Annotated in this window: 16 protein-coding genes; 6 read left to right on the top strand and 10 right to left on the bottom strand. The window is 53.6% G+C overall.

What is annotated here, in order from left to right:
- Positions 1 to 5 precede the first annotated feature (5 nt).
- Positions 6 to 1,550 carry a 2,3-bisphosphoglycerate-independent phosphoglycerate mutase gene (gene gpmM / locus FHD02_RS01320; protein WP_042311597.1) on the bottom strand — a complete coding sequence of 515 codons (1,545 nt, stop codon included), beginning with the start codon at positions 1,548 to 1,550 and terminating at the stop codon, positions 6 to 8.
- A gap of 249 nt (positions 1,551 to 1,799) precedes the next feature.
- On the opposite strand from gpmM, the gene FHD02_RS01315 reads away from it, so the two are divergent.
- The 5 genes from FHD02_RS01315 (at position 1,800) to cysE (ending at position 4,968) form a co-directional block, all read left to right on the top strand.
- Entirely contained in the window at positions 1,800 to 2,231 is a 432-nt protein-coding gene (locus FHD02_RS01315) for a rhodanese-like domain-containing protein (protein WP_003024148.1), read from the top strand.
- A gap of 52 nt (positions 2,232 to 2,283) precedes the next feature.
- Positions 2,284 to 2,535 (top strand): glutaredoxin 3, encoded by a 252-nt coding sequence (gene grxC / locus FHD02_RS01310; protein ID WP_003024152.1) that lies wholly within the window; start codon positions 2,284 to 2,286, stop codon positions 2,533 to 2,535.
- A gap of 46 nt (positions 2,536 to 2,581) precedes the next feature.
- Positions 2,582 to 3,049 carry a protein-export chaperone SecB gene (gene secB, locus FHD02_RS01305; RefSeq protein WP_003024155.1) on the top strand — a complete coding sequence of 156 codons (468 nt, stop codon included), beginning with the start codon at positions 2,582 to 2,584 and terminating at the stop codon, positions 3,047 to 3,049.
- Entirely contained in the window at positions 3,049 to 4,068 is a 1,020-nt protein-coding gene (gene gpsA / locus FHD02_RS01300) for an NAD(P)H-dependent glycerol-3-phosphate dehydrogenase (RefSeq protein WP_137365854.1), read from the top strand. The genes secB and gpsA overlap by 1 nt, the downstream gene beginning before the upstream one ends.
- Positions 4,069 to 4,146: 78 nt before the next feature.
- On the top strand, positions 4,147 to 4,968 hold the full coding sequence (gene cysE / locus FHD02_RS01295; RefSeq protein WP_016154965.1) for a serine O-acetyltransferase: 822 nt from the start codon (positions 4,147 to 4,149) through the stop codon (positions 4,966 to 4,968).
- Positions 4,969 to 5,061: 93 nt separating this feature from the next.
- Here cysE and trmL read toward each other — a convergent pair whose 3' ends face one another.
- From trmL to FHD02_RS01265, 6 genes are all read right to left on the bottom strand, one after another.
- Positions 5,062 to 5,535: a tRNA (uridine(34)/cytosine(34)/5-carboxymethylaminomethyluridine(34)-2'-O)-methyltransferase TrmL gene (gene trmL, locus FHD02_RS01290; protein ID WP_003827329.1), complete on the bottom strand. Its 474-nt coding sequence runs from the start codon at positions 5,533 to 5,535 to the stop codon at positions 5,062 to 5,064.
- Positions 5,536 to 5,581: 46 nt separating this feature from the next.
- Positions 5,582 to 6,922, bottom strand: coding sequence for an aromatic acid/H+ symport family MFS transporter (locus FHD02_RS01285; RefSeq protein ID WP_137361677.1), 1,341 nt, complete (start codon positions 6,920 to 6,922; stop codon positions 5,582 to 5,584).
- 198 nt (positions 6,923 to 7,120) lie between these two features.
- Entirely contained in the window at positions 7,121 to 8,311 is a 1,191-nt protein-coding gene (lldD, locus tag FHD02_RS01280; protein WP_220393473.1) for an FMN-dependent L-lactate dehydrogenase LldD, read from the bottom strand.
- Positions 8,308 to 9,084, bottom strand: a complete 777-nt coding sequence (lldR, locus tag FHD02_RS01275) for a transcriptional regulator LldR (protein WP_079225820.1) — start codon at positions 9,082 to 9,084, stop codon at positions 8,308 to 8,310. Before lldR ends, lldD begins: the two co-directional genes overlap by 4 nt.
- On the bottom strand, positions 9,081 to 10,736 hold the full coding sequence (gene lldP / locus FHD02_RS01270; protein ID WP_220393472.1) for an L-lactate permease: 1,656 nt from the start codon (positions 10,734 to 10,736) through the stop codon (positions 9,081 to 9,083). Before lldP ends, lldR begins: the two co-directional genes overlap by 4 nt.
- Positions 10,737 to 10,996: 260 nt before the next feature.
- The gene (locus tag FHD02_RS01265) at positions 10,997 to 11,359 is read right to left on the bottom strand and encodes a YibL family ribosome-associated protein (protein ID WP_042311608.1); all 363 of its coding nucleotides are present in this window, start codon (positions 11,357 to 11,359) and stop codon (positions 10,997 to 10,999) included.
- Between the two features lie 292 nt (positions 11,360 to 11,651).
- On the opposite strand from FHD02_RS01265, the gene FHD02_RS01260 reads away from it, so the two are divergent.
- A complete protein-coding gene (locus FHD02_RS01260) occupies positions 11,652 to 11,858 on the top strand; it encodes a hypothetical protein (protein WP_003827334.1) in 207 nt (68 codons plus the stop codon).
- A 12-nt stretch (positions 11,859 to 11,870) separates the two neighbouring features.
- Here FHD02_RS01260 and mtlR read toward each other — a convergent pair whose 3' ends face one another.
- From mtlR to mtlA, 3 genes are all read right to left on the bottom strand, one after another.
- Positions 11,871 to 12,461 carry a mannitol operon repressor MtlR gene (gene mtlR / locus FHD02_RS01255; RefSeq protein ID WP_005120486.1) on the bottom strand — a complete coding sequence of 197 codons (591 nt, stop codon included), beginning with the start codon at positions 12,459 to 12,461 and terminating at the stop codon, positions 11,871 to 11,873.
- Positions 12,458 to 13,606 carry a mannitol-1-phosphate 5-dehydrogenase gene (gene mtlD / locus FHD02_RS01250; protein WP_220393471.1) on the bottom strand — a complete coding sequence of 383 codons (1,149 nt, stop codon included), beginning with the start codon at positions 13,604 to 13,606 and terminating at the stop codon, positions 12,458 to 12,460. Before mtlD ends, mtlR begins: the two co-directional genes overlap by 4 nt.
- Before the next feature lie 138 nt (positions 13,607 to 13,744).
- Complete coding sequence (gene mtlA / locus FHD02_RS01245; RefSeq protein WP_137361673.1) at positions 13,745 to 15,658, bottom strand: PTS mannitol transporter subunit IICBA; 1,914 nt, start codon at positions 15,656 to 15,658, stop codon at positions 13,745 to 13,747.
- Positions 15,659 to 15,950 lie beyond the last annotated feature (292 nt).

The raw sequence follows: 15,950 nt of genomic DNA, 5'->3' as shown, positions 1-15,950 counted from the left end.
AGGGATTATTCCACGATGAACAGCGGCTTACCAGTCATCTCTTGCGGGATTTCCATACCCATCAGCGTCAGCATCGTCGGGGCGATATCCGAAAGTTTACCGCCTTCGACCGCTTTTACGTTTTTACCACCGACATAAATCAGCGGAACAGGCAGGTTGGTATGCGCGGTATGCGCCTGGCCAGTAGACGGATCGCGCATTTGCTCTGCGTTACCGTGGTCTGCGGTGATCAGCAGCTGTCCACCAACGGATTCAACGGCTTTTGCTACCTGCTCAACGCAATGGTCCAGCGCTTCAACCGCTTTAACCGCTGCTTCCATCACCCCGGTGTGGCCAACCATGTCGCCGTTCGGATAGTTACAAATGATGGTGTCGTATTTACCACTCTCAATCGCTGCAACCAGCTTCTCGGTCAGTTCAGCAGAACTCATTTCCGGCTGCAGATCGTAGGTAGCGACTTTCGGCGAGTTGATTAGAATACGGTCTTCGCCTTTGAACGGCTCTTCTACACCGCCGTTGAAGAAGAAGGTTACGTGCGCATATTTTTCAGTTTCGGAAATACGCAGCTGCGTTTTTTCGTTCTTCGCCATCCACTCGCCAAAGGTGTTGGCCAGAGATGCTGGTGGGTAAGCAACCGCAGTTTTGATGTCTGCCGCGTATTCGGTCAGCATCACAAAGTTGAGGTTAACGACTTTCTTACGGGCGAAGCCATCGAAGTCAGCGTTAACAAATGCGCGAGTGATTTCACGCGCACGGTCAGCACGGAAGTTCATGAAAATCAGCGTATCGCCGTCTTCCATAGCTGCATCTGCCTGACCTTCGGCACGGATCACGGTCGCTTTGACGAATTCGTCGTTTTCGTCGCGGGCATAAGCAGCCTGCAGGCCTTCAACCGCCGTAGCGAACTGGAACTCGCCCTTTGCCAGCGTCATCAGATCGTAAGCCTGTTCTACGCGATCCCAACGGTTGTCGCGGTCCATAGCGTAGTAACGACCGATGATGGACGCTACGCGACCTTTGCCCAGCGCGGCAAATTTCTCTTCGAATTTCTGCAGTGAATGTTCAGCGCTGCGCGGCGGGGTATCACGACCATCAAGGAAAGCGTGCAGATAGATTTTTTCCGCACCGCGTTCAGCGGCCAGCTCTACCATCGCCATGATGTGATCTTCGTGGCTGTGAACGCCGCCAGCAGAGAGCAGACCCATGATATGTACCGCTTTTCCGGCATTTTTTGCCTGGTCGACCGCGTGGGTCAGCACCGGGTTAGCGAAGAAAGTACGTTCTTTGATTTCGACATCCAGACGGGTAAGGTCCTGATACACGATACGGCCCGCGCCCAGGTTGACGTGACCCACTTCGGAGTTGCCCATCTGGCGATCGGGCAGGCCGACTTCCAGACCAGACGCATCAATCAGGGTATGCGGACGTTTTGCCCACAGTGCATCCATTACCGGGGTTTTAGCACTAAAAATGGCGTTATCCTGGCTGTCTTCGCGATAGCCGTAGCCATCCAGAATCACCAGTACCATAGGTTTTTTAGAAACCGACATTGCGACAACCTCACACTCAATAGATAAAAAATAATTGCGTAATTTTACTACAGCTGAATCGATAAAGTAGCCCCCGAAGATCAAATAATGGGGGATCGCGTGCCAGGGGGAACACCGATTTACATTTTTTTTTCCGTAGCGCCCCGCAAAAATGCAATCCAATGCACGCTCTGGCTGTATTTGCGCCAACGCGCAGGTATACTCCTTTCCTGGTTTTTTTAATCACTGAGTCGGGAGTTGTTACCCCCCATGCAAGAAATTATGCAATTTGTTAGTCGCCACCCTGTCTTGAGTATCGCCTGGATTGCGTTACTGGCGGCTGTATTATTTACCACGTTTAAGAGCCTGACCTCAAAAGTGAAGGTGATTACTCGCGGCGAAGCTACACGTCTCATCAACAAAGAAGATGCCGTTGTTGTGGATTTACGCCAGCGCGACGACTTCCGCAAAGGCCATATCGCAGGCTCCACTAACCTGCTGCCGAGCGAAATCAAAGCCAACAATTTTGGCGAACTTGAAAAACACAAAAACAAACCTGTGATTGTGGTTGATGGTTCAGGCATGCAGTGCCAGGATTCAGCAACTGCGCTGATTAAAGCCGGTTTTGAGCAGGTATCCGTACTGAAAGACGGCGTAGCGGGCTGGAGTGGTGAGAATCTGCCACTGGTTCGCGGCAAGTAATTTACCCGTCTTCTTTCATGCCGCTGGGTAAAAAGAACACTGGAGATAAGTCATGGCCAATATTGAGATCTATACCAAAGCAACCTGCCCGTTTTGCCATCGCGCAAAAGCGCTGTTGAACAGCAAGGGTGTGAGTTTCCAGGAACTTCCGATTGACGGCGATGCCGTAAAGCGTGAAGAGATGATCAAACGCAGTGGCCGTACGACGGTTCCGCAGATTTTTATTGATGCACAGCACATTGGCGGTTGTGACGACTTGTATGCGTTGGATGCGCGTGGTGGACTGGATCCCCTGCTGCGATAAGGCGTACTGAAAGTATTTAAAGGACAACACTAAGGGTTTTCTAAACATGTCAGAACAAAATAACACTGAAATGGCTTTCCAGATCCAACGTATCTATACCAAGGATGTATCTTTCGAAGCGCCAAATGCACCGCATGTTTTCCAGAAAGATTGGCAGCCAGAGGTTAAACTTGATCTTGATACCGCATCTACCCAACTGGCAGATGACGTGTATGAAGTAGTGCTGCGTGTCACCGTAACGGCTTCTCTTGGCGAAGAAACGGCGTTCCTGTGTGAAGTTCAGCAGGGCGGTATTTTCTCCATCAGTGGTATCGAAGGGACTCAGATGGCGCATTGCCTGGGCGCATACTGCCCGAACATTCTGTTCCCGTATGCCCGCGAATGCATCACCAGTCTGGTTTCACGCGGTACGTTCCCGCAACTGAACCTTGCGCCGGTCAACTTTGATGCGCTGTTCATGAACTATTTACAGCAGCAGGCTGGCGAAGGTACTGAAGAACATCAGGATGCCTGATGAACCAAAGTAATGCTTCAATGACTGTGATTGGTGCCGGCTCGTACGGCACCGCTCTTGCTATTACCCTGGCAAGAAATGGCCATCAGGTTGTGCTGTGGGGCCATGATCCAAAACATATCGCGACCCTTGAGCACGATCGCTGCAACGTCGCGTTCCTCCCTGATGTGCCTTTTCCCGACACGCTGCGCCTGGAAAGTGATTTAGCCACTGCGCTGGCCGCCAGCCGTAATATTCTGGTGGTGGTGCCGAGCCACGTCTTTGGCGAAGTGCTGCGTAACATCAAACCGCTAATGCGTCCTGATGCGCGTCTGGTCTGGGCGACAAAAGGTCTGGAAGCAGAAACGGGACGCCTGCTGCAGGATGTGGCGCGTGAAGCGCTGGGAGATGCGATTCCATTGGCGGTCATCTCAGGCCCGACGTTTGCCAAAGAGCTGGCGGCGGGTATGCCGACGGCGATTTCTCTGGCCTCAACGGACGATACTTTCGCTGACGATCTCCAGCAGTTGCTGCACTGCGGCAAAAGCTTCCGCGTTTATAGCAACCCGGATTTCATTGGCGTGCAGCTTGGTGGCGCGGTGAAAAACGTCATTGCGATTGGTGCGGGGATGTCTGACGGCATCGGTTTTGGCGCAAATGCGCGAACCGCATTGATCACCCGTGGACTGACCGAAATGTCGCGTCTTGGCGCGGCGCTGGGTGCCGATCCTGCCACCTTTATGGGGATGGCGGGTTTAGGCGATCTGGTGCTGACCTGTACCGACAACCAGTCGCGCAACCGTCGATTTGGCATGATGCTCGGCCAGGGGATGGACGTGCAGGGTGCGCAGGACAAGATTGGTCAGGTGGTGGAAGGCTACCGCAATACGAAAGAAGTTCGTGAATTGGCGCACCGTTTTGGTGTTGAGATGCCAATAACCGAGGAAATTTATCAAGTATTGTATTGCGGAAAAAACGCGCGCGAGGCAGCATTAACGTTATTAGGCCGTGCGCGCAAGGACGAGCTGAGTCGCCACTAGCTGTAAGGAACTGTTGAATAATAACGACCCGACCCGCGAAGAACGGGTCGGTCGTTTTGCTACCTTCTGGAGTACGCAATGCCGTGTGAAGAACTGGATATCGTCTGGAAAAACATTAAAGCGGAAGCCCGGGCACTGGCGGAATGTGAGCCTATGCTGGCCAGTTTTTACCACGCAACGCTGCTCAAGCATGAAAACCTCGGCAGCGCGCTGAGCTATATGCTGGCGAATAAGCTCGCGTCTCCAATCATGCCTGCCATTGCGATTCGCGAAGTCGTGGAAGAGGCATATGCGGCCGATCCTGAAATGATTGCTTCGGCGGCTTGTGATATCCAGGCGGTACGCACGCGCGACCCGGCCGTCGACAAATATTCCACCCCACTTCTGTATCTGAAGGGCTTTCATGCGCTTCAGGCCTACCGCATCGGCCACTGGCTATGGCATCAGGGGCGTCAGGCGCTGGCAATCTTCCTGCAAAATCAGGTATCTGTTTCTTTCCAGGTAGATATTCATCCGGCGGCAAAAATTGGCCGTGGGATTATGCTCGATCACGCCACCGGTATTGTGGTGGGTGAAACCGCTGTAATTGAAAACGATGTCTCTATTTTGCAATCCGTCACGCTTGGCGGGACTGGTAAAGCGGGCGGCGATCGTCATCCAAAAATTCGTGAAGGGGTGATGATTGGCGCGGGCGCGAAAATTCTCGGCAACATTGAAGTCGGGCGCGGCGCGAAGATTGGCGCGGGTTCCGTTGTTTTACAACCCGTACCGCCGCACACTACCGCCGCAGGCGTTCCGGCACGTATCGTCGGCAAGCCTGACAGCGATAAGCCGTCTATGGATATGGATCAGCATTTCAACGGGATACATCATACTTTCGAATACGGCGATGGCATCTGATTTCGAGCCATGCACGGTGGCGCTGCGTTTACCGGGCCTACGTGGTATTTGTAGGCCGGATAAGGCGTAGCCGCCATCCGGCATTGAATTCTTTTATGACCGTAATACCGCGCCAGGATATCCCAACTGGCGCCAGGCCTCATACACCACCACCGACACCGCATTTGACAGGTTCATGCTACGACTGTCCGGCATCATCGGAATACGAATTTTTTGCTCGGCCGGCAGAGCGTCGAGGATACTGGCTGGCAGACCGCGTGTTTCCGGGCCAAACATAAGATAATCCCCATCCTGATAACTTACCGCGCTGTGCGCTGGCGTACCTTTGGTGGTCAGGGCAAACAGACGCTGCGGGTTTTCTGCGGCGACGAAGGCGGCGTAATCAGGGTGGCGCAGCACGGCGGTAAATTCATGATAATCCAGCCCCGCACGACGCAGGCGCTTGTCGTCCCAGGTAAAGCCCATCGGCTCAATAATATGCAGACGAAAGCCGGTATTGGCGCAAAGACGGATAATATTGCCGGTATTTGGCGGGATTTCTGGTTCGAATAAAACGATGTTAAGCATACTGCCCCCTTAATGACGGGGGGCAGAATAGCAGAAAGAGCGGGTACTATGCGACGGTCAGCGCGTGCGGTTTATAGCGTTGCAGTTTGTAAATCGTCGCCGCAGCAGCGAGCAGCGCGGGAAGGCTAAGGAACATTAAGATACTATCAGCCTGCCATTGCAGGGAAAGCAGCTGGGCGCTCATCATCGTTCCGGCCACGCCGCCGAATCGGCCCACTCCCTGCATCCACGCAATACCCGTCGCGCGGCAGTGGGTAGGATAGAACGTCGCAGCCAGCGTCTGTAGCCCGGACTGCGCACCGTTCATGGTAATCCCCATCAGGAAGATCAGGGCGCCGAACAAGATGATATGGTTATGCTCAAAACCGAGGGCGAGGGCAAACAGCATCGTCAGAATAAAGCCGAGTGATACCACTTTATGTGCTTCCCAGCGATCCATTAACCAACCGGCAAGCAGGATCCCGGCCGTACCACCGAAGGTAAACAGCGAAGTTAACCAGGCCGATTCCGCCAGTGGATAGCCCATGCCCAACATCAGGGTTGGCATCCAGCTCAGCAGTACGTAATAGATAACCAGCCCCATAAAGTAGGTCATCCACAGCATCAGCGTGCCCGGCAGCCAGGGCATACTGAACAATTGCGCCACGCTGCCTTTTTTGACCGTAACCTTGTCTTCATCCAGATAAAACTGGGTGACCTGTTCCAGACTGCCCGACATAAAGCGTTGGGCAATACGTTTCACCTGCGCAACGCTTTTACCACGGTGGACCAAATACTTAACCGACTCCGGTAGGAACAGCACTAACAGCACAGTGAGCGTCAGCGGGGCGATTGCGCCAGCGAGCAGCACGCTGTGCCAACCATAATTGGGGATCAGCCAGGAGGAGATGACGCCACCGCCCGCAGCCCCTAACGGAAAGCCGCAATACATGGTGTTTATTGCCATCGAACGGCAGCGTTTGGGCGCAAATTCTGACACAAGGGTAATGGCATTAGGCATTGCCGCGCCGAGTCCAAGCCCGGTGAGAAAGCGCCAGAACGTTAACATATTCAGCGTCTGTGCATAGGCGGTGCCGAGACTGGCGAGACCAAAGAACAAACAGGAAAAGACCAGAACGCGCTTACGGCCCATCCGATCGGAAATCGGTCCGGCTAATAATGCGCCAAATGAGAGACCCAATAATGCGGCGCTTAAAACAGGCCCGAGATCCTGCTTCTGGATGCCCCAGTCGGCAGAGAGCGTGGGCGCAATATAACCCATCGCCGCGGTATCGAAGCCGTCAATGGCTAACACCAGAAAGCCCAGGACAATAATCACCCAATGAAAGCGTGAAAAAGGACTGTCGTCTATCGCCTGCTGGATATTCACTTTACCGGAATAAGCCATGTCACCCTCGCCAGTTATGATGGTTGTTATCTGTATAAATCGCTCTTGTATTAGCTTGTATATACATTTGGCAGGTGGATAAAAAGTTGTCAAATATATTGGTTGTAAATGTTAACTGGTCGTTATTTTTGCATAAAAAATGGCCGGGCTGAGAACAGGCCGACCATGCAGAAAACGCGATTTTACGGGGGGAGAGTGTTACGCAGCGCTACCCTGGGCCAGAGGCGCTAATGCAGCAGGCAGATTCTGACCCAGCTCCTGTACCAGCGAATCGCGGCTGATTTCGTTAATCGATTTCGCACCGGTCAGGGTCATCGCCACCTTCATCTCTTTCTCAATTAAGTTCAGTAGGTTCGCCACCCCGGCCTGGCCGTGGGTTGCAAGTGCGTACAGATAAGCACGCCCCAGCAGCACGCTATCCGCACCCAGTGCAATCATGCGCACAACGTCCAGACCGTTACGGATCCCGCTGTCTGCCAGAATGGTGATGTCGCCTTTCACCGCATCGGCAATGGCGGGTAGCGCGCGAGCAGAAGACAGCACGCCATCTAACTGGCGGCCACCGTGGTTAGAAACAACAATGCCATCCGCGCCAAAACGGACGGCATCGCGGGCATCTTCCGCATCGAGGATCCCTTTGATCACCATTGGGCCGTCCCAGAATTCACGGATCCACTCGAGGTCTTTCCAGGAAATCGACGGATCGAAGTTATTCGCCAGCCAGCCAATGTAATCCTCAAGGCCGGTAGGTTTGCCAAGATAGGTTGAGATATTACCTAAGTCATGTGGGCGACCGTTCAGGCCCACGTCCCATGCCCACTGCGGATGGGTAACCGCTTGCCAGTAACGGCGCAGCGCGGCGTTGGGACCGCTCATTCCGGAATGGGCGTCACGGTAGCGTGCGCCAGGTGTTGGCATATCGACGGTAAAGACCAGCGTGGAGCAACCCGCTGCTTTGGCGCGCTCCAGGGCATTACGCATAAAGCCGCGATCGCGCAGAACATATAACTGGAACCACATCGGACGCTTGATGGTCGGAGCGACTTCTTCAATTGGACATACGGAAACCGTGGAAAGCGTAAACGGAATGCCTTTGGCGTCAGCGGCAGCGGCGGCTTGCACTTCGCCCCGGCGCGCATACATTCCGCACAGGCCGACAGGCGCGAGGGCCACGGGCATGGAGAGCGTTTCGTTGAACAGCTTTGTCTCGAGGCTCAGATCGGACATATTCTTCAGCACACGCTGGCGCAGCGCCACTTCCGACAGGTCTTCGACGTTGCGGCGTAGAGTGCGCTCTGCATACGCGCCGCCGTCAATGTAGTGGAACAAGAAAGGGGGCAAAATACGTTGGGCTGCGGCGCGATAGTCGCTGGCTGCTGAAATAATCATGTGTTGTTCTCCCTGCTATTCTCACCAGGGTCACCGGGCAGGCGGGTTATACGCGCCTGGCGGGCCTGATCTTCGTCAAATTGTTTAATCGTGGTGTGGACAAAGCTGAGGTGCGCCATCATTGCCTTACGCGCGCCATCGGCATCACCGGCGATAATGGCGTCCAGCACGGCCTGATGTTGTTCTGTAAGCTGTGAAAATACGGGCGGCACAAGATACATACGTTGGCGGCTCTGTTTTACCGAAGACTGCAATACGTCGAAGAAACCGCGCATGGTCTGTAGCAGCACCACGTTATGCGAGGCTTCCGCAATGGCGAGATGAAAGCGCACGTCCGCCTGTGAGGCGAGATCTGGATCTTCGCTTTGCGTAGCCTCGAAACAGAGTCTGATCTTCTCTTTGTCGGCGCTGGTGGCCCGCATGGCTGCGTGCCAGGCGGTACTGGCTTCAATGGCGTGGCGGGCTTCCAGAATATCGAAGCTGTAATCAGGATCGTCCGCCAGCAGGGTCTTCAGCGGCTGAACGATGTTTTGTTCAGACCAGGCTTCATGCTGCCAGCGAACAAACGTCCCGCCGCCGCGACGGCTGATCAACACGCCTTCACTCACCAGCTTTGCTAACGCCTCGCGCAGCGAGTTGCGCGACACGCCGAGCTGTACGGCCAACTGGCGCTCAGCGGGCAACTTCATGCCCGCCTCCAGCTGTTGTTCTTCAATCAGCGCCCGCACACGAGATGCGACCTCGTCTGACAGGCGTCTGGGCATCACAATCATGGAATCATCCAGGTTAAGACATAAGCCTGCAGGGTGGTAATCACCCCCACCATACAGGTGAAAATCAGGCTATGTTTCACGGTAAAGCGGAACAGATCAGACTCTTTCCCCACTAATCCCACTGCCGCACAGGCGATAGCGATAGACTGTGGAGAGATCATCTTGCCGGTCACGCCGCCGGTGGTATTTGCCGCCACCATCAGCACATCCGAAACGCCGATTTGCTGAGCTGCGGTGGCCTGCAGGGCGGCAAACAGGGCGTTAGATGAGGTATCGGACCCGGTTAGGAATACCCCCAGCCAGCCGAGGAACGGCGAGAAGAAAGTAAACGCGCTGCCGGTGTGCGCCAGGGCCAACGCCAGGGTTGATGAAAGCCCGGAGTAGTTAGAGATAAATGCGAATGCCAGCACCATCCCGATGGAATAGATCGGTAGCGCCAGATCTTTCAGCGTGTTGCCAAAGGTCTGCAGCGCAGCGGACGGCTTCATCTTCAGCCAGACGATAGACAGCAGGGCGGCAAACAGAATCGCGGTACCGGTCGCGGAGAACCAGTCAAATTTGTACACCGCCGCGTAGGCTGTGGCTTCGTGTACGACTGGCGGCATACGGGCTACCAGCTTGTCGAGGAACGGAACCGGAATATTGACCACCCAGTGGTACATTGCGCCACCCGGCGTAAACAGCGCTTTAAACGGCGGTATGCTCCACAGCGTGACGGTGGCTGTCAGGAACAGGAACGGGGACCAGGCGCGGATGATTTGCCCTGCAGTGTAGCGGGTGCGCGACAGGTCCATATCGACCTGCGAAGCACCCATATCGCCGAAGCGGAAGATACGTACCGGCTGCCAGCGTTTCAGGAACAGCGTCAGACACACCAGTGAGACCAGCGAAGAGATGATGTCCGGTAGTTCCGGCCCGATAAAATTCGAGCTGAGGTATTGGGCGATAGCAAACGAGCCGCCAGCGACCATTACCGCAGGCCAGGTTTCTTTCACGCCGCGCCAGCCATCCATAATCGCCATAATCCAGAACAGCACGATAATCGTCAGGAACGGCAGCTGGCGACCGACCATCTGGCCAATCTCGAAGCTGTCCAGTCCGGTAACCTGACCAGCAACCAGAATCGGAATACCCATCGCGCCAAAGGCGACTGGCGCGGTATTCACGATCAAGCACAGCCCGGCCGCGTACAGCGGGTTAAAGCCCAGACCCACCAGCAGCGCGGCGGTAATGGCGACCGGTGCGCCAAAGCCTGCCGCCCCCTCAAGGAATGCTCCAAAGGAGAAACCGACGATCAGCATTTGCAGACGCTGGTCTGGGGTAATGGAGAGTATTGATGAACGGATGATGTCGAACTGCCCGGTTTTTACCGAGATTTTATAAACGAATACTGCTGCGATGATTATCCAGGCAATCGGCCACAAACCATAAAAGAAGCCGTATACCACCGAGGCCAGAGCGTGATCGACCGGCATTTTGTAGAACAGTAGGGCGACAGCCAGAGCGATCACCACCGTCCATGACGCCGCAACATAGCCTTTCAGCTTGAGCTTAATCAGGGCGAAGAAAAAGAACAGGATTGGGAGCGATGCGATCAGACTGGAAAGCCAGATGTTACCGGCTGGATCGTAGTTCTGTTGCCAGAGATTCATTGCAGGTCTCCTGGGGGCCTCAGACATAATGAAATGAGTCTTTGCTCATCTCTTCGTCACATTATGTGTAAAAGTGGCCCTGCCAATATTGTTGTGTAGGGGTAATGACAATGAATGGTTAATCAGATGTTATTTATTGGCAACGTTATTGTACGCGAATTTTAATGAAATGTGAGGTGATGGTAGGATCTGGTTATAATTGGTAGGGCCAATTGGCGGGGCAGGAAAGACCGGGCAAACGGATGTTGCCCGGCAGGAGATCAGAACTCGGTTTTTGCAAAGCCTGTCATCTCTTTCAGGCCCATTTCACGGCCCAGTTCGGTCATCGGGTGGACGACAATCAGGCCACGCACACTTTTCTTCAGCTTGCCCATGTCGGCCTGTTCTTTTTTGCTAATGGCGCGGCGGAAGGGAAGTTTCGTTAGCTTTTGCGCTTCTTTGCTCAGCTTCTGGCCGTGGACTTCACGCAGGCGCGCGATCTCGGTTTCCAGGGTTTCTTTCTCTTTTTCCAGCTCGGCATATTTGTCTGCGGCTTCAACCAGCGACAGGTCAGCCTGCTGGTGGCGGATAGCGTCCAGACGATCGCTCAGGCGTTTAATTTCGTTTTTTTCGACTTCTTTCATAGGATAGCTTCTGATAAAAATAGAATGTATATCCTATAGTATGCGCGCAGAGCGGGATTCTTCACAACAAATCGAAGATAAATAATCAAATGCCGCAAGTATTAATCAGCTAATGATAATATTACGCTTTTGATTGATAAGGAATTTTAAGCAATAAGATCGGCCATGGCGCTTTCTGTTGGCGGGTTGATAGCGAAGCACGTTTTCCTCAATATAATCGCCCAACCGATCCTAAACTTAAATGATCAACCGCGCAGGCTAAGCGTGGTTAATACATGGAGGAGGGAAGATTATGGCGAAAATAGGTGAGAATGTTTCGGTCCTTATTGATAAGACTGTTGATTTCATGGCCTCAAGCCAGGCTTTTCGCGAGTATCTGAATAAAACACCGCCGCGCAACGTTGTCCCTTCTGAAATACCGCAGGAGAATGCGCAACTGTATCTGCAACGTCTGGCGTACTATCGACAGCTGTATCGACCGCAGCAGGAAGAGAAATAAGCCTGCATGGACTTATTTTTGAAAGGCTTTTTTTAAGCTGATTTTAGAAATCAGCTCGGTCAGGGAAAGTACCATCGTGGAGCGTACCATTTGCTGGTAGCGCTGGATCTGCATGGCGTGCAAACCTGAGTCTGAGGTATCAAACTGTGGCGGCGGCGGGAGTGCCGTCACGCAGTGAAGCTCGCCAAACGGCCCGAGAATCTCGTCGTCGGTAAACGCATATTCATTGCCGTCGTGATTCAGCTCTTCCCGCAGCGCCATCAGAAGCTCCGCATCTTCATACTCCGGGCGACTGAGTACGCCCAGACCGTAGATTAGCTTCAAGCGAACCGAAAGATCGCCTAATGGCCCGTCGCCGTCGAGCAACGGTTCTACGGCATATTTCACCGCATAGTCATCTTTGCGAAATACCTGAAGCACAAGGATATTCACCGCCTCAGTGAGCAGTTCTACGGCGGTGATGAGGAAGCTGCGTACGGTTTTGCCAGCATTCAGACGCTCAAGCACACGATTTTCAAAGGCCTGCGTTTGTTCCATTATTGCCTGCATATCTGACAATCTGTCATTCGGGCGCAGGCTGACCTGCGCCACATTCTCTATCATTTGGTCGCGTTATATGCGTTAACCGCCTCCGCCACCACATCACTGTTGGCATCCAGACCGGATACCTGCGCCAGCGCGGCTTGCGGACCTTTTTCGTCAATCAGCGCGGCCAGTTCCTGTGCCTGCGGATCTTCTTCACTGCGATAGTGCATTGCAGCAGCAATACCGGTAACCAGATTAACGTGCGGCAGACCATACTCCAGCGTGCCCAGCAGCGGTTTAATCAGACGGTCGCCTGCGCTCAGTTTACGCAGCGGCTGACGTCCTACGCGCTCAACATCATCTTTCAGATACGGGTTTTCAAAACGACCGAGGATTTTCTGAATGTATGCCGCATGTTTGTCGGCATCAAAACCGTAGCGTTTGATCAGTACCGCGCCGCTCTCTTCCATCGCACCTTTGACCACTGCGCGGATTTTCTCGTCGAGAATCGCGTCACGGATGGTCTGATGACCGGTCAATTTTCCGAGGTACGCGGTTATAGCATGCCCGGTGTTCAGCGTGAAGAGTTTACGTTCGACAAATGCCATCAGGTTATCAGTTAATTCCATTCCCGGGATGTTTGGCAGCTCGCCTTTGAACTGCGTTTGGTCGACAATCCACTCGCTGAATGTTTCGACGGTAACTTCCAGCGGATCGTTGGTCGCAGAAGCAGATGGCGGCACGATGCGATCCACGGCGGAATCGACAAAACCGACGTGCTGTTCAACCCAGGCTTTATCGCCATCCGCCAGCGCGTTCATTACGTGGCCTTTCAGCTGTGTGGTGCCGCGCACCATATTTTCACAGGCGATGATATTCAGCGGGGCATCCACGCCCTGCGCCTTACGTTTTACCAGCCCTTTAGCGATGGCCGGAGCGATACGCTCAAGCACAACCGGACCCACGGCAGTAGTGATTAAATCAACGTGGGCAATCAGGTCGACAACATCATCGCCGATGCTGCTGACAGCGTTGACGCCGGAAACGGTATCAACCTGCTCGTTTTCACCCACCACATGAACCTGATAGCTATGATGGGCATTCAGGGCATCGAGCACGACCTGGTTTACATCCGCAAACGTCAGCTGTATCCCCGCGTCCGCCAGCAGTTTGCCGATAAAGCCACGACCGATATTACCTGCGCCAAAATGTAATGCTTTCATAGTATTAACCTTCATTAATGTTTTTACCCAAGAGGGCTGGGGTGAGGGACTGCATAGATTTCCCCTCAACCTAACCCTCTCCACAAGGGAGAGGATTTTGTAGGCCCGATAAGCGCGAGCGCCACCGGGCAATAACGTTTACTTACGACCTGCCAGCAGTTCCAGAACTTCATCCACGCTGGTGGTATGGGCCAGACGTTCGATCACGGATTCATCATCCAGCGCGTTGGTCAAGCTGGTGATGACCTGAATGTGCTCATTGTTACGTGCGGCGATACCAATGACCAGACGGGCAATATCGTCTTCTTCTTCACCGAAGCGTACGCCTTCCGGATACTGGCAGAACACCACGCCGGTTTTCAGCACGCGGTCTTTAGCTTCTACTGTACCGTGAGGTACTGCGATGGATTCACCGAGGTAAGTCGGCGTCAGCTTTTCGCGGTCCAGCATCGCCTCGACGTATTCCGGCTCAACATAGCCGCCTTTCACCAGTTGTTCACCAGCAAAGCGAATCGCCTCTTCTTTGTTAGCGGCTTTCCGACCCAGGAAGATATTCTCCGCGCCCAGCTTGAACAGGTTGTTATCACCCTCCTCAAAGCTGTCTTTCAGATGATCGCGGACTTTCTCTTCGTTCACGTTGTGGCGCTGTGCAGCAACCAGACGTTCGGTCAGGCTGGTGTACAGGCCGCTATCCAGGAAGTTGGTCAGCGAAATATGCTGCGCCTGAGGCACCTGACGCATCGCGCGCTCGGTCAGGTCACGGTGGGTAATGACCAGATCCACATCCGGCGGCAGATTGTTAATCGCGCTGTTGGTGACGGAAATCTGAGACAGACCCGCATCCTGCACTTTCTTACGCAATACGCCTGCGCCCATGGCGCTGGAACCCATACCGGCATCGCAAGCCACGATGATTTTACGTACATGGCTCAGGTCGTTGGTCACGTCGCCAGCCGCCAGCGGAGATGCGCCTTTAGATTCCGCTTTCATGTCATGCATACGACGGGTGGCCGCTTCAATGTCATCTTCTTCTTTCACTTTGCTGGTTTTCAGCAGAATTGCAGAAACCACGAAGGAGACCGCCATTGCCGCCACGATGGCAGCGATGTTAGCGAAGTAAGCGCCTTTTGGCGTCATCGCCAGTACGGCCAGAATGGAGCCAGGAGAAGCCGGAGAAACCAGACCGCCGTTCAGGATGGTCAGGGTGAATACGCCAGTCATACCGCCAAGGATAACGGCCAGGATCAGACGTGGGTTCATCAGCACGTACGGGAAGTAAATTTCGTGGATACCGCCCAGGAAGTGGATGATAGCCGCGCCGCCCGCAGACTGCTTAGCGCTGCCGCGACCAAAGAACATGTACGCCAGCAGGACGCCCATACCCGGACCTGGGTTAGCTTCAATCAGGAAGAAGATGGATTTGCCCATCTCATGGGACTGCTGAATACCCAGCGGTGAGAAAATACCGTGGTTGATGGCGTTGTTGAGGAACAGGATTTTTGCCGGTTCAACGAAAATCGACGCCAGCGGCAGCATGTCATGGACAACCATGAAGTTAACACCTGCCGCCAGAATTTTGGACAGACCTTCAACCAATGGACCAATGCCGAGGAAAGCCAGGATGGCGAGGATCATACCGATGATGCCTGCGGAGAAGTTATTCACCAGCATCTCAAAACCGGATTTGATCTTACCGTCTACCCAGTTATCGAATTTCTTGATGCAGTAGCCGCCCAGCGGGCCTGCGATCATGGAGCCAAGGAACATCGGCATATCCGCACCGACGATAACGCCCATGGTGGTGATAGCACCAACCACGCCGCCACGCTCACCGCCTACCAACTTACCACCGGTATAACCGATCAGCAGCGGCAGCAGATAGGTGATCATCGGACCGACCAGCTTCGCCAGCGTTTCGTTCGGCAACCACCCTGTCGGAATGAATAATGCGGTGATAATACCCCACGCGATAAACGCGCCGATATTTGGCATCACCATATTGCTGAGGAATCGACCAAAGCTTTGCACCTTGATCTTAATATCGGATGACATAAAAACACCCCTTCTTATGTTTGCTATCGCGCAGGCTGAAAGCCCGAGGTTTGTTAATGTAGCGGCAGGAGGTAGCCGGACCCTGTAGATACTGCGAAATCTGGCACTGAATCGTTCAACTGTCCAGTCGATGGCCTTTTATGTGATGTTGGTCACGTAAATATGGGGTGTATGGCGTTAGTTAATGTGATTTTCATCACAAAACACCGGTACAAAAAAACATCACAGCGCGAGAAATCGCTAAAAATGGCAGTTAAATGTGAACTTGTTCACGTTTTTGTATTTGCTGTTT

The organism is Citrobacter sp. EC_71, from assembly GCF_019584005.1.
GTDB classification, from domain to species: domain Bacteria; phylum Pseudomonadota; class Gammaproteobacteria; order Enterobacterales; family Enterobacteriaceae; genus Citrobacter; species Citrobacter werkmanii.
The sequence above is the reverse complement of the archived record's forward strand: the minus strand, read 5'-3'. Positions and strand labels throughout refer to the sequence as shown.